Annotated in this window: 21 protein-coding genes, 1 tRNA gene and 1 pseudogene; 13 read left to right on the forward strand and 10 right to left on the reverse strand. The window is 44.1% G+C overall.

Annotated elements, in window-relative coordinates; translation table 11 throughout:
- Positions 1-29: 29 nt before the first annotated feature.
- Together V7L01_RS07875 and V7L01_RS07880 are read right to left on the reverse strand one after the other, a co-directional pair.
- The gene (locus V7L01_RS07875) at positions 30-542 is read right to left on the reverse strand and encodes a hypothetical protein (RefSeq protein ID WP_335033488.1); all 513 of its coding nucleotides are present in this window, start codon (positions 540-542) and stop codon (positions 30-32) included.
- Between the two features lie 233 nt (positions 543-775).
- Positions 776-1,165, reverse strand: coding sequence for a hypothetical protein (locus tag V7L01_RS07880; protein ID WP_335033490.1), 390 nt, complete (start codon positions 1,163-1,165; stop codon positions 776-778).
- A 322-nt stretch (positions 1,166-1,487) separates the two neighbouring features.
- Between V7L01_RS07880 and V7L01_RS07885 the strand changes: the two genes are divergently transcribed.
- The 8 genes from V7L01_RS07885 (at position 1,488) to V7L01_RS07920 (ending at position 5,876) form a co-directional block, all read left to right on the forward strand.
- Positions 1,488-1,670, forward strand: coding sequence for a hypothetical protein (locus V7L01_RS07885; protein ID WP_335033491.1), 183 nt, complete (start codon positions 1,488-1,490; stop codon positions 1,668-1,670).
- A gap of 156 nt (positions 1,671-1,826) precedes the next feature.
- Positions 1,827-2,195 (forward strand): hypothetical protein, encoded by a 369-nt coding sequence (locus tag V7L01_RS07890; protein ID WP_335033493.1) that lies wholly within the window; start codon positions 1,827-1,829, stop codon positions 2,193-2,195.
- A gap of 82 nt (positions 2,196-2,277) precedes the next feature.
- A complete protein-coding gene (locus V7L01_RS07895) occupies positions 2,278-2,481 on the forward strand; it encodes a hypothetical protein (RefSeq protein WP_335033495.1) in 204 nt (67 codons plus the stop codon).
- Positions 2,481-2,603 carry a hypothetical protein gene (locus V7L01_RS07900; RefSeq protein WP_335033496.1) on the forward strand — a complete coding sequence of 41 codons (123 nt, stop codon included), beginning with the start codon at positions 2,481-2,483 and terminating at the stop codon, positions 2,601-2,603. The genes V7L01_RS07895 and V7L01_RS07900 overlap by 1 nt, the downstream gene beginning before the upstream one ends.
- On the forward strand, positions 2,593-2,955 hold the full coding sequence (locus V7L01_RS07905) for a hypothetical protein (RefSeq protein WP_335033497.1): 363 nt from the start codon (positions 2,593-2,595) through the stop codon (positions 2,953-2,955). Before V7L01_RS07900 ends, V7L01_RS07905 begins: the two co-directional genes overlap by 11 nt.
- The gene (locus V7L01_RS07910) at positions 2,952-4,199 is read left to right on the forward strand and encodes a hypothetical protein (RefSeq protein WP_335033499.1); all 1,248 of its coding nucleotides are present in this window, start codon (positions 2,952-2,954) and stop codon (positions 4,197-4,199) included. The genes V7L01_RS07905 and V7L01_RS07910 overlap by 4 nt, the downstream gene beginning before the upstream one ends.
- A gap of 272 nt (positions 4,200-4,471) precedes the next feature.
- Entirely contained in the window at positions 4,472-4,711 is a 240-nt protein-coding gene (locus V7L01_RS07915; RefSeq protein ID WP_335033501.1) for a hypothetical protein, read from the forward strand.
- A gap of 1 nt (position 4,712) precedes the next feature.
- Positions 4,713-5,876: a tyrosine-type recombinase/integrase gene (locus tag V7L01_RS07920; RefSeq protein WP_335033503.1), complete on the forward strand. Its 1,164-nt coding sequence runs from the start codon at positions 4,713-4,715 to the stop codon at positions 5,874-5,876.
- 44 nt (positions 5,877-5,920) lie between these two features.
- On the opposite strand, the gene ylqF is transcribed toward V7L01_RS07920, so the two are convergent.
- The 4 genes from ylqF to V7L01_RS07940 form a co-directional block, all read right to left on the reverse strand.
- Positions 5,921-6,805 carry a ribosome biogenesis GTPase YlqF gene (gene ylqF / locus V7L01_RS07925; protein ID WP_335033504.1) on the reverse strand — a complete coding sequence of 295 codons (885 nt, stop codon included), beginning with the start codon at positions 6,803-6,805 and terminating at the stop codon, positions 5,921-5,923.
- A 31-nt stretch (positions 6,806-6,836) separates the two neighbouring features.
- Positions 6,837-7,220, reverse strand: coding sequence for a VOC family protein (locus tag V7L01_RS07930; RefSeq protein ID WP_335033505.1), 384 nt, complete (start codon positions 7,218-7,220; stop codon positions 6,837-6,839).
- Between the two features lie 188 nt (positions 7,221-7,408).
- Positions 7,409-7,481, reverse strand: a tRNA-Arg gene (locus V7L01_RS07935).
- A gap of 66 nt (positions 7,482-7,547) precedes the next feature.
- On the reverse strand, positions 7,548-8,753 hold the full coding sequence (locus tag V7L01_RS07940; RefSeq protein ID WP_335033507.1) for a murein hydrolase activator EnvC family protein: 1,206 nt from the start codon (positions 8,751-8,753) through the stop codon (positions 7,548-7,550).
- A gap of 155 nt (positions 8,754-8,908) precedes the next feature.
- On the opposite strand from V7L01_RS07940, the pseudogene V7L01_RS07945 reads away from it, so the two are divergent.
- Both V7L01_RS07945 and V7L01_RS07950 read left to right on the forward strand, forming a co-directional pair.
- A pseudogene (locus V7L01_RS07945) lies at positions 8,909-9,193 on the forward strand (hypothetical protein); the annotation flags it as partial.
- 264 nt (positions 9,194-9,457) lie between these two features.
- A complete protein-coding gene (locus V7L01_RS07950; protein ID WP_335033509.1) occupies positions 9,458-11,065 on the forward strand; it encodes an NAD(P)H-hydrate dehydratase in 1,608 nt (535 codons plus the stop codon).
- Between the two features lie 86 nt (positions 11,066-11,151).
- Here V7L01_RS07950 and V7L01_RS07955 read toward each other — a convergent pair whose 3' ends face one another.
- Positions 11,152-13,140: a S8 family serine peptidase gene (locus tag V7L01_RS07955; protein ID WP_335033511.1), complete on the reverse strand. Its 1,989-nt coding sequence runs from the start codon at positions 13,138-13,140 to the stop codon at positions 11,152-11,154.
- A 737-nt stretch (positions 13,141-13,877) separates the two neighbouring features.
- Between V7L01_RS07955 and V7L01_RS07960 the strand changes: the two genes are divergently transcribed.
- A complete protein-coding gene (locus V7L01_RS07960) occupies positions 13,878-14,483 on the forward strand; it encodes a hypothetical protein (RefSeq protein WP_335033513.1) in 606 nt (201 codons plus the stop codon).
- A gap of 221 nt (positions 14,484-14,704) precedes the next feature.
- Here the strand turns inward: V7L01_RS07960 and V7L01_RS07965 are convergent, their stop codons facing one another.
- From V7L01_RS07965 to mnmG, 3 genes are all read right to left on the reverse strand, one after another.
- Positions 14,705-16,060 (reverse strand): hypothetical protein, encoded by a 1,356-nt coding sequence (locus V7L01_RS07965; protein ID WP_335033515.1) that lies wholly within the window; start codon positions 16,058-16,060, stop codon positions 14,705-14,707.
- A 147-nt stretch (positions 16,061-16,207) separates the two neighbouring features.
- Complete coding sequence (locus tag V7L01_RS07970; RefSeq protein WP_335033517.1) at positions 16,208-16,492, reverse strand: hypothetical protein; 285 nt, start codon at positions 16,490-16,492, stop codon at positions 16,208-16,210.
- Positions 16,493-16,539: 47 nt separating this feature from the next.
- Positions 16,540-18,462, reverse strand: coding sequence for a tRNA uridine-5-carboxymethylaminomethyl(34) synthesis enzyme MnmG (gene mnmG / locus V7L01_RS07975; protein WP_335033533.1), 1,923 nt, complete (start codon positions 18,460-18,462; stop codon positions 16,540-16,542).
- A 529-nt stretch (positions 18,463-18,991) separates the two neighbouring features.
- On the opposite strand from mnmG, the gene V7L01_RS07980 reads away from it, so the two are divergent.
- Positions 18,992-19,864 (forward strand): D-alanyl-D-alanine carboxypeptidase family protein, encoded by an 873-nt coding sequence (locus V7L01_RS07980; RefSeq protein ID WP_335033518.1) that lies wholly within the window; start codon positions 18,992-18,994, stop codon positions 19,862-19,864.
- 63 nt (positions 19,865-19,927) lie between these two features.
- A complete protein-coding gene (locus V7L01_RS07985; protein ID WP_335033520.1) occupies positions 19,928-21,442 on the forward strand; it encodes an NYN domain-containing protein in 1,515 nt (504 codons plus the stop codon).
- The last annotated feature ends 401 nt before the right edge of the window (positions 21,443-21,843 follow it).

Consider the following 21,843-nt stretch of genomic DNA (forward strand, 5'->3'; position numbering starts at 1 on the left):
CTTGCTTCTGGTGTGATCGCTTGGGTTAATCAAGCACGCCGATCGCGCTTTAAGTCGCCAATAACTTTTTCTAAAATCCAGCTATCTAATCTGTGTGGGTTTAATTGCTGCTGACGTGTAATCAACCGATTGGCAGTTTCTTCGTTGCCATTGAGTAAATTAAGAAATTCTTTGTACATTGGACTATTCTTGGATACTCCTTTTGGCTTGCTAGGCTGTGTTTTCGTTGCTTTCAGGTCTGGCAATGTAAATTGGGGTGGAGGCGGGGGTATTAGTTGTTGAGTAGGTTCAGCCTTGGGCTTTGATTTATCTATGCCGTGTTCCTTGAGTAGCAATTCGCACTCTGCTAAGTCTTGTTCATAAAGCTCTATAGCTTGTTGGTATTTGGCTATAGCTTCCTGGTAGCCTTCTACCGCTTCCTGGTATTGGTCTACAGCCTGTGTAAACAGTGTTGTAGATTGTGCATATTTCCCTAAAGCCTTCTCTTGTCTAAGCAGCAAGAGGAATGCAATAAATAAAGCAATCGTGAGTAGAATTTCCATAGTGAATTGAGTTGGTTCTCAGTCCACCATGTGGGTATTCTCCAGTTGAAAGCATCGGAGGATACCCGCATTTGTTTTGAAAATTTTGAGTGTTAGCATTCATTACTTAGGTATCAAGTTTTACTAAAGGCGATCGCAACTCAACCCCGAATAATCACAGATGCGTCGCCTGCTACAGAAAGTAGGCGACATATCCACGAATAAGCCGTCCTTGCCAGAGTAGGCAGGACGGCTTATAAACTTTGTTCTATTTCTGTTTCAGTAGAAACTAACCCATATATTTCTTGCTTAAGTGCTTGTACTTCCGCTTTGAAAAGATTTTCTGTTCCCTTACTTTCTTCTAAGCGCGTCTCAAAAAGCTTCTGCTGTTCTTGTACATAAAACAAGAAGGTTTTTTCTATCAGTTCGAGACGCTCAAGGATTTTCCCAGAATCAGATTTTTCTCGGATGATTGCCCCAGGCTTATCTTCTCCTGAGCTATCGAGCGGAGCAATTCCGATCTGGTCAACCCCATAGATTGAGCTATTGTCTCTAAGTGCAGCCAGTCTTCCTGGCTCATTCTCACGTTGACTAACTTCGAGTCTTCTGCCAACTGCTTGGGTCGTGCCATTTTTTTTGTTCACCGTAAGGGCATCTCCATTTTATCTTTACAGAATTTTTTTGTATATACAGAACTGTTGACAGGTTATGTCTTTACGATATACTAGCACTAGTTTCGTAAATACAAAACAAAATTTACACCCCAAAACAGGCAGAGATAGCAGCCTGCCAGCACTGAGCAAATACCAAAGACCTGCTAGGGGAAACTCGACAACTGATAACTGCATTCACCCGTAAGTCGTAGCGTCGCTGGGTTAGCAGGCAATTAAAAATCCAGAGCAAAATGCCCTGGATATCCTAAATCGATCGGCAAGTAAATAACGTTGAAAGAGTGGACAACCCATTATGACCAAGAAGCAAAACATTGTTCAACAAAACCGACGGCGCAAGAGACGGGGATTAAAAATTATCTCTGGGCGGGTGATATCAGCCATTGCTGCACCTTTAGCAGTCAGAAAGGGGGCTACCGTCGCCAAGGTAGCCTTAAGCGAGTTAGCGGGAGAATCAAAAGAAAACGCTGAAGGCTAGATACAGTAAGACTTTAGCGAACAACAGAAAGACAATTTTAGCTAGAGGTGAACGACTATCAACCTATTTATGAGGCATACATCACCCACTCATGAAGTACTTGTGACCAACTAATGAAGTACTCGTGACCAACTAATGAGGTATTTGTGAGCCACTATGACCGACCAACAGACCACAGATCGAGCCATAACTAACGGCAAATCGACCACGAACAAGAGCGATCGCAAAGGCAGACCACGAGAGTGGAAAGAAATGGCAGACGATCCGCTCTCGGAGGGTTTCGATTCTCATCAAGCTGAATATGTAGTAGGTAGAACTCAGGTAGGCTTTGGGACTTTAGAACCCGGTCAACTGTTTTCTCGGTCAAAAACCGGGAAAAGCCTTTACGTCAAGCTTAATGATGGTCGAGCAATTTGCCTTGATACTCGTCAACCAATCGAGGTTAGCCCAACAAGGCGAAAAACTTGGCAGATATGGCTTGTAACCCTTTTTAATAGCACAACTGCTACCAAAGCCGATTTTTAGTGGCGATCGCCATCCGCATCAGGTTCACGATCGCCGCGTCATGCGGTCATCAACGAAATGAAAACCACACACATCCTGCATTATGACAGAAGACATCAACAAATCCTACGTCCAGCATTATGTTGAGAAAGCTAAGACAACAGGCAGCGATGCCAAGAAAAGCAATTATCTCTATCGTGCCGGGACGCACATGGAGGTTATCGACTCCAACGGGAACGATAACCTCACGCCTGAACAGCAGCAGCTAGTACTGGATGAAGCCAGCAAATTGCTAGGAGGGCAGTAGTGTATCAAGGAATCATTCTTCTTTGCACCATAGCGGCTCTGTTAATTGCGATCGCAGCACTGTGGAAGCAGGAAAGCAATCGCCCTTTCTACTTCAAGATTGAGGTGCAGTATGGCAGATGAGCAAAAAATTGTAGTTGAGGTTCCGAGCAGCAGCGGTCACTATTCCCCAGTCGCCGCGGCCCAATTATCTAAGTTGGAGGAATTTAAAAAGGGGTGGGTGAATGCGATCGCCCTCCCAGACAATCTGCCAGATTTAGCTTGCACTCTTGCTTCCACGGTGGCGATTCCTGCTTTATTGAGCAGTTGCTGGGTAAGTATACCCATACCTGGGTTTATCCGTTTGGGAGTGCTGGGGGTGTTAGCGATCGCTGGGATTGTCGTTATCTACTTGCGGCAAGCCGTGCCAGAGGTCAGAGATATTCTGCTGCTACGTGTGGGGTTAGTTGCTATGGGGGTGTTGCTAGGAATATGAGCAGCGATCTACACCCATCCCAGTTACATCAACACTTGCAGATGTACGCCTGTGCCAAGTGGTCATTCTGGGGTAGTCTAATTGTCAGCTGTGGCTTGCTGTTTTTGGGAGCCAGCCAAAAGGCAGAATCTAAGCCGTGGATACTAGGTGCGTCTGTTGGCGTTCTCGAAGTCGGGCGCAGACATCGCCAAACAGCCAAACTGCTGCAAGAGTCTTTAGGCGATATCGACCGAGCATCACGGCTCAACTTCCAGACATGGGCTAGAAATAACACTCAACCAACAGCACAATTAGCCCTTACGGTTGGCAGCATCGATGTCAACTGTAAACCTGATAATCTCATTACAGATCCGGTCGAGTACATCCAGAAAAAGCAGAAACACGTTGCTTTGGTGGGTGGCACGGGCGATGGAAAATCAACCTTTACCCAGTATCTATCCTCCAAAATCGGTGGTAGGGTCGTTGTCTATGATTCCGATGCCAAGCCCGATGATTGGGCGTGGCTGGATCAGAAAGATGTCATTGGCAGAAAAGGGAACTTCAAAGCCATCGACACCGCAATGGGCAAGGACTTAGAAACCCTGGAAGACCTAGTTCAGCTTAGGGGTGAAGGGGGAGATAACGCGATCGCCGGTCGGGAACGATTCATGATCGCTGAAGAATTCCCTATTTTGGTGGACGAATGCGACAATTCCACCCCCTGGATCAAGCGCCACGCCAAACGGGGCAGGCGATATAAACAGTTCATTTGTGCGCTGGCCCAAAACGATACTGCTGAGAATTTTGGCTTGCAAGGTGACAAAGACACCCTTTACAGCTGCTTCTGTCTGGTGCGCCTGGGACAGTTCGGGCGCGACTACGCCAGGACTAAACTTAAAGATCCTCAACTAGAGCAGTGGTTGAAAGCTGGTGGTAAAAGGCGGTTTATGGTCGATGACTGCCCTTGTGAACTTGACCTGAGCAGTTGGGGGGCAGGGAGCAGGGAGCAGCCGGAAACCTCCAGCCGAGGAAATGAGGATCTTCTATCACCACAAGAACTCAATGAATATGAGCAAATCATCGTCGCCTGGGGACAAGAGCATCCAGGGGAGATTTTAAAGGCCCGAGTACTCCAGCAAACAAGCCAGCAATTCAAGAAAGATGACCCTGAGAACATCAGAATTATCTTTCAATCCCTTGCTGACAGGGGGCTGGGGGAAGTGGTAGATAGTGGCGATCGCCTCGGCTGGAGGTGGTCAAAGTAATGCCTACAGTTTGCCTACAGTCCGTCTACAGGCTGTAGGCAACGCTTTATAGGTAAATAACCGATTAAATAGGCAGTGCTTGGGTGGAAGTGTGATAGCTCAATACACTGCCGATACCCACTCGAAAGTCCGTCTACACCGCCTACAATTTTTTCGCCCTAAAAAATCGGCTGTAGACGCTAAAAATAGCCGCCAGAGCGAATTTTAGCGTCTGTAGACAAAATTTTTGGGGTTGAAAAAACTTAAAAAATCGAAACAATTTTAAATCTGCAATGACTCAAACAAATTGTCCTCACTGCGACTCTACGCGACTGCAATACCAAGAAAATTATGGTTACTGGGAGTGCCTTGACTGCGGTCATGTTTGGGGGATTGACCAACACGATCCAGATTATGACGAAGATGATGAAGAGGTAATTGAACTTAGATATGAACCAAGTGGAGACTTAGTTTATTTTGAAGGCTGCTGGATTCCATTCAGCATGGTAAGACGTTGGAATGGGGAAAACTAGCATGATAGCTGAGGACAAGTGGATTAACTCCGATCCTCGGACAGGGAAACTGGTTATTCGTTTTCGGGTTCGAGGCTTCCCGAAGCAGTTTTATCTCAACACAGGACTGCAAGCCAGTAAAACGAACTGGGATTTAGTCCGTTCTCGGAAGGAAATCATAGAGAGAGATATCGCCTTAAATCGCTTCGACCCCACCCTAGAATTATATAAATTTGGAAACTATCAAAACGCTGGAGTCCCTGTAGAGAAAGTATCTTTAGATAAGCTATGGGATAAATTCTTCGCTTTTCAAACTCAACATTTAGAGCGCTCAACCCTAGAAAGTGATTACAAGCAAATAACTAAAATTGTTGTGGAGTTATCAAGTCAGTCACTTCAGGATGCTCCGACAATTCGAGATTGGCTATTAACAAAATACAGCTACCATACAGCACACAAAGCGCTTGCAGCTTTTTCTAGGTGCTGTAAGTGGGGTATTGATTCGTGCCTGGTTGATTTCAATCCTTTTGAAAAAATCCAGTTACCAAGTCCCAAAAATCCCAGCATCAAGAATGAGCTAAAAGCCTACACGTTGGAGCAGAGGGATTTAATCATCACAGCTTTTGAGTCTCACCCAAAATTTTCACACTACAGCAGCCTAATTAAATTTTTATTCTGGACTGGATGCCGACATGGAGAAGCATTTGCGCTGACTTGGGGTGATGTAAGCCGCGAATGCACTCGAATCTCTATTACAAAAGCCTACGCCTCTCGCGTTCGCGTCACCAAGGGAACCAAAAATAATAAACGGAGAGTGTTCCCATCTACGCAAGGCTCTAAACTACAATCTTTGCTTGCAGAGGTTAAGCCAGATTCCCCAGATCCAAAAGAACTAATTTTCAAAAGCACGACCGGGCAGAGATTGAATTTAAATATCTTAGATAAATGTTGGAGGGCCCACGACACAACGGGTTATCGGTACAACGGCGTAGTCGCAGAACTAGCTGACCAAGGCATAGTTCCTTATTTAAAGGCTTATAGCACTCGGCACACCTTCGCTACTTGGGCGATCGCTTCTGGGGAATCGCCGGAAAAAGTAGCTTACTGGATTGGCGACAACGTGCAAACAGTTTTGAGGTACTACTGCCACCCAGATGTCACCAAAGCCGAATGTCCAGATTTTTGACCTACTCATTGGCTACTCAGAAACAGGCTGAAAATGCTTGTAACCTAGTTAGGTGGTAATTCCAAACTAATTTCACCCAACAATCCCTTGCGAAAATCTGTTAAAAGTTGCCTTGCAGCTCGCTCTATATCACCTTTGTAACGATGTTCCGCCAAGGCGTGCAAATAGATATCTCCGGTGTCTGATGTCGTCGAATCGATCTGGTAACGAGACTCTAATGGTTTCTTTGGTAATAAATCTGCGGCTACAGCTTCCAAATAGTTGAGTAAATCCACCAAGGCTGCTGCTACTAGCTGGTTATCATAAGATGCTTCACCGATATCATCACAAATGGCTAATTTCAATGCTGCATCTTGGTCTTCCAATCTTAAAGGGATCACACCAGGAGCATCTAGCAATTCCAAATGTTCGGAAATTCGCACCCAGCGCAGTTGGCGCGTCACCCCAGGACGGGCTGCACTTTCCACTACTCGCCGTCCCAACAAGCGGTTAATCAAAGCTGATTTACCGACATTGGGAAAACCAATCACCACAGCCCGGACTGGACGGGGTAACATGCCGCGATCGCTTCTTCTTTTATTAAGTTCTACCCCAGCTGCTTGCGCTGCCCGCGCCACTTCTGCTATACCTTTACCATGTTGAGCGTTGGTAAAATAAGGGACTTCCCCTTGACGTTTAAACCAATCTATCCACAGCGATCGCATTTGCGGTGTAATCATATCTACTCGGTTAAGTATCAACACCCGTGCCTTACCTTCTACCCACTCACCTATTTGGGGATGGTGAGTTGCTAAGGGAATTCGGGCGTCTCGTACCTCAAACACCACATCTACGCGCTTCAGCTGTTCTTTGAGCTTCCTTTCAGCTTTCGCAATGTGACCCGGATACCATTGAATCAGGTTTAATCTATAGTTTTGAGTTATAGCCATAATCAATTACCAAATAAATTATTATCACTTATTAATTATCATTCACTGGGGCTTGATGTAAAATTATCCGATTGCCATCAGGATCGTAGGCATAAATTTCTCTGCCGTGGGAAGCAATGGAAATGTCTCCTGGTGGGGGATAGCCCAAAGTTGTTAGGTGAGCGATCGCATCTTCTAAGTTACTCACCTCTAAACACAAACTTACTTTTCCTTTGGCAATCGCTTCAAATTCCGATTCGTTTATGTTCTTTGGTTTAAAAATACCTAAACGCATACTAACCAAATTAAACTCAGCATAGACATTCGGGATCAAAATAACTGGGTTTTGCTCCAGCAATTTAGTATAGAAATTTACTAAATTCTCGCACTTAACCGATGCTATGGTGACAAATGCGTTAGTGTACTGGAAAACCATATTTGCCGCTCTTTCAACTTTTAATTTACATACTATAGGCGGGCAAAATGTCAACCTTACAGAAATCTTATTTTACAGGTATTTTCAGGTCAAAAAAACGCAATGCTTAAACTAACCAAAGGTATTATCTTTGTATAAAGGTTAGAAAAAACAACCTTTCGATTTTGCAATTAATTTTGCCAAGGTAACGAGCGCGGAGGGATTTGAACCCCCGACCCACAGAACCGGAATCTGTTGCTCTATCCACTGAGCTACGCGCCCTTATTCTTACAGATTATAGCACGTCTGTGATAAAATTTGCAGCCTAGAGAAACTTGGTTTCTAGGTTCAAAGATAATTAGCTGGGTCTACGGGTGTACCATTGCGGCGGACTTCAAAGTGGAGGTGGGGCCCAGTTGAGAAACCTGTGGAACCGACAGCAGCGATCGCTTGTCCGCGTTCGACTACTTGTCCTTCGGAAACATACAACTCGCTGGTATGTCCGTACAGTGTAGTAAGGCCATTGCCGTGGTCGATAATTACAGCTCTGCCATAACCACCATACCACCCAGCAAAAATTACTCTGCCCGAATCGGATGCCCGAATTTTACTACCATAGCTAGCGGCAAAATCCAACCCGGCATGAAAGCGACGATAGCCGAGGATTGGGTGTACCCGCCAGCCGAAGGGACTGCTAGTAGAAGCATCGCTAGGATATGCCATTATACCAGTTCCGCGAATGATGACACTGTTACGGCTGTTGGTTTTTGCTTGCGCCTCTTCTGTTGCTCTAGCTTCTGCTACCTTTTGTTGAATCAAGACTTCTAAATTTTGGGATTCTCTCTCTAGCTGGTTTTGCGCCGCTTCCAAGGCTAGGCGATCGCTATTGAGGCGTTGAATCAATTCTGATTGTGACTCCGCCTGAGTTTGATAATCGGTTTTTTGTGCCAGCAGTTGCTCGCGAATCAAGGCAATTTCGTTTTTTTGCTGTTCTACGTCCGTTTTTTGTTTATTTATCAGGCTTGCTTGGGCGTTGAGTTTTAGCAAAATTTGTTCGTCTGCTTGATACAGTAACTTCAACTGATGACGACGGCTGAAAAAGTCGCTGATATTTTCACTTTCGAGCAAAACTGCCCATCCAACAGAAACTGGCGATCGCTGGAGATAACGCAATCGTGCTACTGTTGCTATTTGCCGCTCCTCATAAGAACGTTCCGCTACTGCTAAATCAGTTTCCAACTGTTGGAGGCGTTCGGTGGCGAGTTGTAATCGTGATTCGCTCTCTTGAATGTAGCTATCTGTAGTTTGCAGATTTTGCTTTAAACCAGTGAGGTGTTTTTGGGCCTCTTGTTGGAGATTTGTTAAGCGATCGCGATCGTTAACCACACCTTGACGCTGCTGGTTTGTTTGTTGCTGCTGTTGTCGCAAAGTATCAATAGAACCTGCGGATGTTGCGACTGCTGGAATTAATCCCGAAAAATTCCACAAAATGCAGCAGAATACAATACAAAAACAGCAAAAAATCTTCTTTTTTACTAAAAATCGCGCTCTCATAGCGTGTAGCCCAACCAAAACGATGCTTTCAAACACTATGAGGATTATTCCCAAAATCTGATTCACCCACTCCATGTATCAAATCGATCTGCCAAGTTGTAACACAAAGATTCTTGCTATGTCAGCATTGAGCAGGTAAATTGGGGGGTAAGTGGATGATCGCACGCAAAGCAATTCTCTTAATTACTTTGGTTTTTCCAGGGCTGGCGGTGGTGAGAGTATCGCTTTATTGGTTTAACCTAGATTATGCAGCACTGATAAAAGCTGAAAAGTATGTGGAAAACCTGGTAGAGGTAGGAAAAGTTAATGATAGACAGTTAGAGTATGCGTATCATCGCACCTATATTCATCGCATCAATGTATTTGCCGATGGAACTTGGGGATTACTAGGAGGTGTAATTGCAGCGCTAGGCATACATGGATTAGTCACGATTAGGGATTTCCCAGAAATAAATTATTCAAATAAACTAACCACAGAGACAAGGCAGCGCGGTCTTGGGGGTTTCCCCCATCAGCGACTGCCGCGCAGAGAACACAGAGAGAAGAGAAATAGAGAAGGTTGTTGCCTCAGTTTTGGGATATTTTTTATTTAGAAGTCCCTTAAATATATAATTGTGTGAAATCTGCTAAAGTTTCAGGGTAACTGAAACTCATAACTCGGCACGGGCTAAACCATAGCTATCCGCTAACAGGACTCAGGACTGATGCAGAACAGGCAAGAAAAAATTTCGCAAGTCGTAGTGACTGCTGGGCAGATGCGCGATATTGAAGAGCGGATCTTTGCAGCGGGAATGCCTGTAATAGCTTTGATGGAAAAGGTGGCGGGATTAATTGCCCGTCGCATTCAAGAGATCCCCCCAACCCCCCTTACAAAGGTTTGCTCTGTTCCTTCAAGCCCTGCCTTTTTAAGGGGATCGCCGCAAGTAGCGGGATCTCGTGTCGGAATTCTTGTCGGCCCCGGCCATAATGGCGGGGATGCTTTAGTAGTAGCCCGTGAATTACACTTTCGCGGGTATGAAGTTTGGATTTATTCTCCTTTCTCTAAGCTTAAGGAATTAACTTCGCAGCACTTGCAGTATGCTCAGAGTTTGGGCATTCCAATTTATCAAACAATTGAGCAACTGCCAAATTCTGATTTGTTGATTGATGGCTTGTTTGGGTATGGTTTAGAAAGAAACCTCACCGATCCCATCGCCTCTGCAATTAATCAGCTAAATGAATTGCCTGTGCCGATTTATAGTATCGATTTACCTTCAGGTTTACACACCGACACTGGCGTTGTATTAGGAACTGCGATTCGCGCCACTCACACTTTTTGCTTGGGTTTATGGAAACTAGCTTTCTTCCAAGATCGGGCGCTGGAATATCTGGGTAAAGCTGAGTTAATCGATTTCGATATTCCTTTAGCTGATGTGGAAGCTGTTCTAAAAGATGCACCCAGGATTAAACGTATTACACCAGCAACGGCACTTGCTAATTTACCCTTACCCCGTCCACCAGTCACCCACAAATATAAGGAAGGACATTTACTGCTGATTTGCGGTTCGCGGCGCTATGCAGGTGGGGCAATTTTAACTGGTTTGGGTGCGCGGGCTAGTGGTGTGGGGATGCTTTCGATCGCCGTACCCGAATCGCTGAAATCTCTTTTGGTGTCACATTTGCCAGAAGCGCTAATTGTTGGTTGTCCAGAGACGGAAACCGGAGCGATCGCCCACCTACAATTACCAGAAAAAACCGATCTGAGTTCTTTTAATGCGATCGCTTGTGGCCCCGGTTTAACACGAGATGCGACTCCCATTGTCCAAGAAGTCATAGAAAGCGATCGCCCTCTAATTCTCGATGCCGATGGTTTAAATATTTTGGCACAAATGGGAGCGATCGCCACATTAAAAAAACGCCAAACAGTAACTGTACTCACACCCCACACTGGCGAATTTGAGCGATTGTTTGCTGATGTCGCCGATGCTAAAGATGACAGGGTGAAAGCAGTACGGGAAGCGGCGGCGCAAAGTGAGGCGATAGTATTGTTGAAAGGGGCGAGAACTGCGATCGCCAGCCCTCAAGGTGCCGTTTGGATTGTTCCTGAAAGCACACCCGCCTTGGCACGTGGCGGTAGCGGCGACGTGTTAACTGGGTTACTGGGTGGATTGTTGGCGCAAGCAGCAACAAAGCAGATTCCGGTAGAAGATATTGTGGCAACTGCCGCCTGGTGGCATTCGCAAGCGGGTATTCTAGCCGCCCAAGAGCGTACCGAATTAGGTGTAGATGCATTTACATTGACACAATATTTGATAAAAGTTCTAAGTAGTTGATTCCCCCGTTCCCAGTCAGAGACTATTGGTGACAACTTAAAGCGATCGTTAAAATGTCAAGTGGGAACAAGTCTTCTACGCTTGGGTTAAAATCCAATTTCAATGCTCAAGCTGCGAATCTTTCCTGTATCTGCTTCAGCTTTATCTGCAACTTCAAGAGTCCAGGTTCCTTGGAGACTTTTACCTTTAAAGGCAGCAAGTTTAAGAGTATTTACCTCGTCATAGGTTGTTTTAATATTATCTGTACCTCCGCCCTGGCGATCGTGCAGAATTACAGGAAGTACGCCTGTTTGCGCTGGGGGAAAAAGAGTAACGACAAGATCCCCAATAAAAGTATGCTCAATGTCTACATTAACTTTGATGGATTTCACGAGGTCGGTATTAGCGATCGCCAACGATAATGTTGATGTTTGTAAGTCGTTAATTGGGATATCTTGCACAGCCTGGAATCTGCTGATAGGTGATGTTTCAGGTGGCTTGGCCAATTCTACAGCTTTCAGAGCATTGATTCGACCGTAACCGTAGAAGGGACTACGACCATTGGCATCATATTTACCTCCATCTCGATCGATGCGATCGCAGGAGCGTTTAATAATATCTCGCACTTCGTCCCAACGCAGATTTGGATTTCTGGCAATAATCAGAGCTGCTACACCAGCTGCACCTGGACAAGCACTGGAAGTTCCGCCGAATTCGTTCGTGTAGTTGCCTGGGACATCACCCAGATTTCGATTACCCGAATTATAACCAACTACACCAGAGCGATCGGTTGTCCAAATTCCAGTGGTTTGAGAACTATCGCCATTGTTGCTGGGGAAGGCACACCAGACCGCCTGACCAAAGTCACTGTAAGCGCTTCTCGTGCCGTAGTCGTTACAAGCTGCCACAGCGATCGCCTTTTGGTAGCTGGCATAGCCGTCGTTATCCACGCTTTCGTTACCATTGCCAGCCGCAAATAAAATTACACATCCCTTACCATTGCGTCCCTTATTAATTGCAAACTCCATAGCAAGGCGTGTGGAGTCAGGTAGAGGTACTTTCTGATTGTGTACGGGATCGTTTGGCTCATACCAAGTACCGTCTGCGGGCCCCCAGCTACAAGAAATGACATCAGCACCATTTTGAGCCGCCCAAACAAAAGCATCTGCTTCATCCTGCGACCCCAGCGCTGAAGCTAAACGAATCGGCATCAGTTTTGCACCAGGTGCTACTCCAGATGCACCAAAGTTGCCGTTTGCACAAGCTACTCCTGCACAGGATGTGCCGTGGTTATTGTCGTTCCCTGGTCTGGGATTGTCAGTTTTACGTGTGATATCACGCGGTGCAACAATTTTTCCAGAGGAACGGAATTCTTCATGATCCAGATCCACACCGTCATCGATAATTGCAATAATTGCCCCTGTGCCATTGCTCAACTTCCAAGCTGCCTCGACGTTGGCATGGGCGTTAATTACCTTACTATTAATTGTTGTTTGCTTTAGATGCCACTGCTGCGGGAAAACCTGACGTTGGCGTGGCTCACGCGCTAGTTCGGGATGGCACAGTTCTACTGATTCCTCATTCAGAAGTCTCTCGGCAATGTCAAAGACGGCTATACCAGTATTTACAGGTGCATTGACAAAGTAAGCATTTTGCGAATATTCAAGTTGGCGTTTAATTGTTAAGCTATAACGTCCTAATACCTCTTGGCAGACCCTTGACTCTTCTTCGTTATGGAATTTAACGAAGAGGTTTTCAGTGTAAACTATCGGTTGACTGGATACTGGATCGATCAGAACGCGTCCGGCAAATTGCACTTCAGACTCATTGTTGAGAATTTCACGGGCGCGATCGCGCAAAGCAACGCCCTGAGTCGGAACTTTCATTCGCAGAATTTCTACACCCGCCTGCCGAAACCGCGTTACTAACTCGAATTGATTGAGGATGCTACGAGCTGTGGGTGACACACGTGCGACTTCAAACGGTCTTGCACCGACAAGAGTACTGCGGCTTTCGGTACGCACTACAACGTGTTCGTCACTGATAGCAAGTTCATACTGTTGACCGTTCTGTCCACCATAGCGAACCTGAACCATAGTTTAATCTCCTGGGATATTAAATGTCTTGAAAATTGAGCATGGGGCATTGGGAAACCACATTAGGGACTTCCAAATACAAAAATATCCCATCGCTTTTAGGTAGGGTAACAGGGAGCAGGGAGAGGAAAAGTTGTTTTGATTCCAAAAATTGGATAATTTATTTTTTGAAGTTTCCTTACTTAAGCCCAGCTTTTAAAGTTTGCTACAGACAACGTGCGCTTACATATATTTTATAAATGCTTCTTATTTCATGTGCTATATGTGTATTACGGCATTAATAAAGATACAGCTTAAACAGAATGTAATCTTCTTTAAGTCCAGTTTTGCGTAAAGCGTAACGTTTTTAATGCAAGCTGATGCATTAACAATGCATTCTTGTGCATTGGCATTGTAGTGGTCTATCTCACGAAATTTCAGGGATAAGAGAACGAACCGCAAAGGACGCAAAGAACGCAAAGGAAGAAGGAAAAAAGAGAAATTGAAATTTGATTCACCTATGAGAATTAATAGGACAGACCAGTAGGGTATTGCCAAATTTATTTTGCTACGAATTAATGAAATGCTGTACTAAGTTTATACAAGTTTTCGATTTGTCTTTCTAGAAAAGAGGGATTCAAAGTCAGGTTGCTTTAAAAATCTTCACTATCAAGAGGGGCGTATAGCTTGCATCCCGATGAAAGATTTGTATTTCATAGCACTGAAAAACGTTATAACATCATTAGAACTAAAGAAAGATGTTTTATTTTGCGGCTGAATATTTTCTCCAGGTGTACTCTTTACCCCTGATTGCTGAAGTGAGATTTCAAAAAGACTACTTTTCTGAGTATCCCGAAAAAATTCGCGTTGGTAGCGATGCCGACGGCGGGCTACGCCTACGCACTAGTGTATTCTACACTCGTAAGCCTGGATACTATGCAGTCCACTACAATCAACCCAACACCGTGGCATCAGGAGCAATTTTACAACTTAACCAGGATGCAATGTCTCCGACGGGCGTAGTTGCGGCAGTTTTTCCAGGCGAACCCAATCAATCAGAACAGGGGACACTAAGTCCAATTTACACGCTCCAACCCAATGGTTCGGTAGCAGTGCCAACTGGACTGGTTTTCATCTGCTTTGCTGAAGGCGTTGATGTAGAGTCTCAGCGCGAGGCAATTAACCGAGCGGGTTACGAAATAGCACAAAGCCTTTCGTATACACCTCACGCCGCTTGGTTGCGTGCCCAATCAGGTAATATTGCTGATGCGATCGCCGGGATTTCCCAGTTAGAAGCGATACCTAAAGTTGAAAATATCGAACCTCAGATGCTTATGGAAAGAGGTTTGAGACTAGGGCGTTGATTTTGTCGGAAATGAGCCTGAGATTTTTCATTAACCTTCTAAAGCGCTGCGGGTGCTTGCTCCGGGTACAACGCAAGTTCTAGGCGTTGCCCAATGCTTTGTTTGGGCAATGCATGAAAAATGCGTTGGCGTAGCCCGTCGTAAACATTGATTCTGATTGAAGTGCGATCGCGCCATCTGTGAATAACATGTACTAGTTTGAGCTTATCCGCGAAGAATTTTTACAATTTCTGCCCTGCGTAAATCGATCGCACTTCGCCGTTACGCCGGATGACAGCTTCGCCATTATTAACATCTACTAGTGTCCAACCGCTTGAGCCGATACTTTCACCCATATTGATGCGGCGAGTCACGCCATCAATTTTAAATAAAGCAGCAGATTTGTTGCCCAACTCTAGCAACCCCTCTAAGGTATTACTAGGAGCAACTGCGATCTCAGTTGCCGGATATACTTGTTCCTGGGTAATAGTTGGTTCTGACTCTGGTGCGAGTGCAGCACGTAATGGAACTACTGGTAATGCAGGCAGAGGTTTGGGTGTTTGCCGCACGCTAATCGGTGCAGTTTTCGCAGCCACAGGCCTGAGTTCCGATCGTACAGCCGCAGCTAACATATTGACGGTTACAGGCTTGGTAGCTTGTCGTACTGTTTTCAGGGCAGTTTTCACAACATTAGGTTGAGATCCCTTAAACGCAGTGGGAACTTGTGGTAGTCTGGGAGTCCCAGGTATATTCGGGAGCGCGTAGCGCATTGGCGACGGCGCTTGATAAACGGGAACGTAGATGCGCTCAACAACGCTTCCAGAACGGTTAGGGGCTGGTGGTGTATTGTTAGCTATAAGTGGCAGCGGGGGTAGATTACCAATTGATTGCTGACGACCAAGAGCTATTTGGTTAGTATTTGCCTGATTGAAAAATTGGCGGCTAAGAGATTTTTGATTGCTTTTTGTTTCTTGCTTATCTATAACTGCCAGCGCTCCAAGCATGTAGTCAACTAACTCTGCCTCAATTTCTGGCTTTACAGGCAACTGCGACTGCGGTTGCGGCACTAGAAGAGCTGACTCAGGCAATTTGGTATTTAAAAGATATACGACTCCAGACTGTACCAGGTAGATAATACTAGCCATCGCCACGCCTAAAGTTGTTCCCACAATCAGTAGTTTGCCCAAAGTACGACTACTTTTGTGACGCTTTCTACTAACTGGTTTAACGGCGGTGGTATCGAACACAACGGTACTCAATTGCTTGTTGTTATCTTGAGCAACTGACTGTACTGATTGGTTTAGTGTGTTCGGTAAGATAATCTGCGGTATGGTAACTGTTTGCAGAGGTACGTATTCTGAAGGCGATTGGCGTTGAGATTGGGGAGAAGCCCCAGCAACAGACTGCGATTTTTTCTGACTAATGTGCCTAATGGTTTGAGAAGGCAGATTACCACTAACATCCAGAATGTAGTCGATATCGGCAAAGAGTTCATCCATTAGGCCATCAGCATAGTTTTCTATCGACCAAGGCTCGTTGGCGATTAAGTCTTCTGATGGTTCGGGTACTATGAGACGGGTGCTGGCTTCTTGTAACATAGACGTTCTGGGTTGTTGCTAGGACGGGGAAACGCCGCCCCTACTGCCTGGAAATCAGGATTATAAGAGAAGGCACGAGGCAGAGGGCAGGAGGCAGCAGGAAAGAAGTATGAATAAAAACTTTAGTTCTGAGTTATATTACCCAGTTTAAAAAGAAGATACTGGTACGAGACGCGTCGGGCGAGATACAAAGCGTCCTTGCTTGAATCCCACGCAGTTGCGTTGCCTGTGGCTTCTTCCTGCCTCCTGCCTGACGCTCGCTCGCGGATTCGCTAACGCTGCGCTATCTGCCTTCTGCCTCCTGCCTCCTGAATAATGAAACATCCAATCCCCTGTCATAATGAGACGAGTTGATTGGGTGTTGGTATTAAACCCAACTTGAATATCGGGGTTGTTGATGATGTCATTACTAATATTCATGTCATCTATCATACCAATCTCCCTCCCTACTACTATACTCAGTCTTTATCAAGTTTGTGTTAAGCTAATGCTGAAAACTCATGCTGGGTCTTGGTTTTACGCAATTCTAGATATAATAATAAGGCATTTATATCTGCTGGGTTTACACCACCTATACGTGCAGCTTGACCAAGGGTGAGTGGTTTGACATGAGTCAGCTTTTCGCGTGCCTCTTTAGAAAGAGTATCAATTTTTGTGTAGTCCAAATCCCCAGGTAACTGGCGGTGCGCTTGGCGGGCAATTTGGTCAATCTGATTTTGTTGCCTAGCGAGATAGCCAGAATACTTGATGTCAATTTCTGCGCCTTCTTTCTCAGCGCGGTTGAGGTTGGGGTTTCCCAGCCCGAACCTGTCGAGGTCAACGTAATGAAATCCCGGACGCCGCAGTAAGTCGTTCAGGGTAATGGAACCTTTAATTAATTGCTGGGTATTAGATGCGATCGCAATTCCAATTTCATCATGTTCTTTGACTCGTGTGGCTTGCAATCTTTGTTTTTCTGTGGTAATATTCGCTTGTTTTTGGGTAAATAGATCCCAGCGGCGATCGTCAATTAAACCAATTTCCCGTCCCAAGGGTGTCAGGCGTTGGTCGGCATTGTCAGAACGCAATATCAATCGGTACTCAGACCTACTGGTAAGCATCCGGTAAGGTTCCCGCAGGTCTTTTGTACACAGGTCATCAACTAGCGTCCCAATGTAACTTTGCTCGCGGGCAAAGACAATCATTTCTTGAGAACGAGCAAATCGAGCGGCGTTAATTCCTGCTACAAGCCCTTGAGCTGCGGCTTCTTCATAACCTGTGGTGCCATTAATTTGCCCAGCACAAAACAGCCCGGCAATCTTCTTAGTCATCAGTGTGGGGTAACACTGAGTTGCAGGTAAATAGTCATATTCCACAGCATACGCCGGACGGAGCATCACACATTTTTCCAATCCGGGGAGAGTCCGCAACATTTGCAATTGCAAATTTTCTGGTAAACCTGTGGAAAATCCTTGGATATAAAGTTCGGGTATATCCCTTCCTTCTGGTTCAATAAAGATTTGATGGCTTTCCTTATCGGCAAAACGGACAATTTTATCTTCAATACTGGGACAATAACGCGGCCCTTTGGCTTCCACCCAACCGCCATAAACTGGCGACAGGTGCAAATTATCCTGAATTAGGCGATGGGTTTCGGCGGTTGTGCGGGTGATATAGCAAGGCATCTGTTCCCGTTCTACCCACGCATCTGGGTCAAAGCTAAACCAGCGCACATCTTCATCCCCTGGCTGGATGAGCATTTTACTATAATCTACCGATCGCTTGTCTACCCGTGCTGGGGTTCCAGTTTTGAGTCTTCCGGTTTCAAATCCCAGCCGATTTAGGGTTTGTGTCAATCCTTCAGCCGCAAATTCCCCTGCCCGTCCGGCTGGCATTGATTTGTTACCAACCCAAATTTTACCACCCAGGAAAGTGCCAGTTGTCAAGATGACTGCTTTGCATTGGAACCCGACACCAAAATAAGTTTCAACGCCGATGACTTCACCGTTAGCACCCAGCACCAAGTCTGTTGTCATGCTTTCGCGGATTGTCAAGTTTTCTTGGTTCTCGACAATATTTTTCATCACCGCTGCATATTCGCGCTTGTCCGTCTGGGCGCGTAATGCCCAAACAGCAGGGCCCCGTGAAGAGTTGAGGATACGTTTTTGCAGGTAGGTGCGGTCTGCTACTTTACCAATTTCTCCGCCAAGTGCATCTACTTCATGAGTCAACTGGGATTTTGCCGGGCCACCCACTGCTGGGTTACAAGGTTGCCAAGCGATTCTATCCAAGTTGAGCGTCAATAGCAGGGTACGACAACCGAGGCGTGCAGAGGCGAGAGCTGCTTCGCAACCGGAGTGACCTGCACCGACGACTATGACATCAAAAGCGTCTTGGAATTCAACGGAATTGTGCATGGTCATACTTACAGGATCGGCAAGCTTAGAGTTCTTTTCAATTTTAACTGTTCCAGTGGTTTCATGGATGTATATTTCTGATAAACAAGTTATCAAATTTACTAGTACTCAATTAAAGGGAAATTTCTATTTTTAAGCTTGTATTTTAAGTAAAAATATAATCTTTTTTAAGAATCGTGGCAATCTTCCGGTTTATTTAACAAAGCTAAGTTTTACATGGTTAGCCATCAACACAAATTGATTTGTTGCGGGTATATATTAGGTATCTTGCACAAGTTATAGAAAACCATAAATAAACATTGATGGATTATCGGTGTTCATCTCTATCATCTGTGGCTTTAACTCATCAATAACTTAATCCGCTTGGTGTTTTATATATTGCCCCGAAACATCCCCCCAAGACCGCGCTGGCTGCACCTTTTCAATGCTTGGTCAATAAGCAAGGCTAGGGAATATTAAGCCTTAACCCAAGCAATAACAGATTGCAAAAATCCTATTAGTTTTAATCTTCAATCAATTAAGTAATTATTTAAAAATGAAACTCACTATCAGGAAGCCAAAATTCGTTACTAGAGCTATCAGAAAGACAACTTTCATCGGTATAGTTATCTTGATGATTTTTATCTTAGTAGCCAGTAATGAAATTACCCATCACAAATTAGCTAGAACTGCCCAACCATTAAACGTCTGCTTGAGTACTGATTCATTACCTTGTACAGATACCTCTAAAGAGACAATATCAGAACCATTTATTCCCAACCCAGAATTAAATGAGCAACAGCGTTTTTTATCTGCGATCGCTAGGAAGTTACCTACAGTTCCCCAGCCTGGTACTTATGAATATATTTTGCTGCGGGCATATGGTGCAGTCTTTGTAAATCAAGATGCCGGGATTAAACTGCCACCTAAAGATATCTTGGCGAACGAAAAAGAAACCCAAGAGTTTCAAGCTACTTTAACAATGGGCCAGATTGATGGTACTAAGGACTGTTACTTACAAAAATCGGCGGCTGATGCTTTAAATAAAGCGCAAATCCAACAACATATCCCGCTAAAATCGGGTTATGGTTCTGGTGATTGTACTCGCACTTTCAACACGAATTTAAGATTTTGGCACAAATATGCTAACAATGAAACTTTGGCAAAAGTTCAACAGGGTAGAGAAACAAAAATTCTCGGTTTGGTTGCACCTCCTGGAACTTCACAACATCTCTGGGGATTAGCAATTGATTTACATGTATCTAATCAAAAACAGAGAAAAGCTCTTAATGAAAATGGGTGGTTTCAAACTGTAGAAAACGATGTACCACATTGGACTTATGTAGGTTTATCTGAAGTGAATTTACCTCTGTTTGGTTTTAAAAAACAACCTATTCGGGGCATTAATTATTGGATTACGCCACTATAATTGTTAGATAGCATAAAAACTTGGGAATACTAACCTTAAATCTTTATTGTCAGGGATTTAGCTATGCCAAACGAAGCTGCTAACCAGGAGCAAACCTTCCTGATTGAATTATTAAGAGCAACTTATCAAAATCAGGAAGTATATCCACTTTTGCAACATAACTTAAGCAAACTCAATGATGATTTAGCTTTAATGTTGCGAAAATGGGTAAGCGATCGCTTTGCTAAAGAACCTGCCAATGCCATTAATATAGCCAGAGTTATTGTCAAACTAAGTACAATTATTCAAGGGTTTGAACAAGGTAACCTTGCAAGTAATTTAGAAATTGCGATCGCAGGTTATGAAACAGTTTTGCAAGTGTGTACCAGTGAGGCTTTCCCCAAAGAATGGGATGTCGTCCAGCAAGCTTTGGTAACAGCTTATCAGCAACGCCAGCAAATTCTCTCCAGAACTATTGGGGAACTTCGAGAGCAGACTATCCAAACCCAGACTCAAATCAATACATTAACTGAGCAATTACAAGAAGAATTACAACAAGCAAAGCTGCAAGTTAATGACTTAAAAACAACAATTACACAGTTAAAGGGGGAAGAAGTTAATTCTGAATCAAGGATAGAGATAACATCTTTAATAGCTGAGTTGAAAGAGTTAAAGCAACGTCAGATTCGTGTAGAGCATTTTACTAATTCAACTAACTTTTCATCTAAGACTGAGCAGTTTAATACAGCTATTTTCTATGATATTGAAAACCTCACAATGGGTAGAAACAACCCTAACTTAAATTTTTCTCTAAAACAAATTCAAACAAATCTAGAAAACACTACCCTAGTTAATAAAATTGCTATCCAATGCGCTTATGCTGACTGGAGTGATTCTCGATTAAGGCTACTCAAAAATGAGATTCAAGAACTTGGCATTGAAGCAATTCAAGTTTTTGATTACAGTTATAAACGGAATGCAGCAGACATGCAACTAGCCATTGATATCATGGAATTCGCACAGAGTCGTCCTGCATTGCAAGTTTTCGTTATTGTATCAGGTGATGGTGCATTTGCCGCTTTAGCTAAAAAGCTCCATGAATATGGAAAAACTGTAATTGGATGTGCTTACGAAGGACAAATTAATCGTATTTTCAAGTCTGTTTGCGATCGCTTTATACCTATACCTGCTCCCCAAGCAAAAATAGAGGATATTCCAATTAATGAAGTAAGTAACGAGAGTCTATTAAATGATGATATTTTAGTAGCCACTAAGAAATTTTTGCAGAAATTGAAGCAGAATATTGAGCAATTAACTCAGCTTCAACAAGATGGCATTCATATATCTCAAATCCACAAGCTATTGAGAGAAAATATCCCAGACTTTGACGAAAAAAGAGAAAGTCATGGTGAGAAGTTGACAAATTTTTTAAAAAAAGTCATTGAAGAAACAGATATTTGTCTATCCATTGACAACAATAAATTAATTTTGAAAGAAATATTACCTACAGGCTCTAATGGCTTATCAAATAAAACTTTAAAATCTTTAGCTGCCTCTAACGGTAACTTCAAAGAAATTGCTGTAGTTGGTAAACCTTAAGTTAGTTCTAAGTAGGTACGCAATACTTATCGGATAAGGGTTGCGCTATCCAATATCCAAATCGTCCGCCTAGCTTGACACCTTCAAAAAGGGGGTAAATGCTGAAATGGCCTCCCATAGTTTTTACTATTTTCACTAAGACTGAATCAGGGTTAGAGGGTTGGCTTTTATTTTATAAGAAAAGAAATTTTACTAGATAATTCCATATCCACTGTTAGCAAAGCGGTAGCTACGTATGAGCCTCACCGATACCGCTACTCTTAAGCAAGCTACGCGAAATAAAAAATTCAACGGATAGGGGACAGAAGGAAAGAAAGCTTATGTCTTATGCCTTTGGATTATTTTTAACTGTACAGTTATTAGTGCCCTGCTGCATTAGTATGTCAAAATAAAAATACCCG

This window comes from Nostoc sp. (genome assembly GCF_036917095.1).
In the GTDB taxonomy this organism is placed as follows: domain Bacteria; phylum Cyanobacteriota; class Cyanobacteriia; order Cyanobacteriales; family Nostocaceae; genus Nostoc.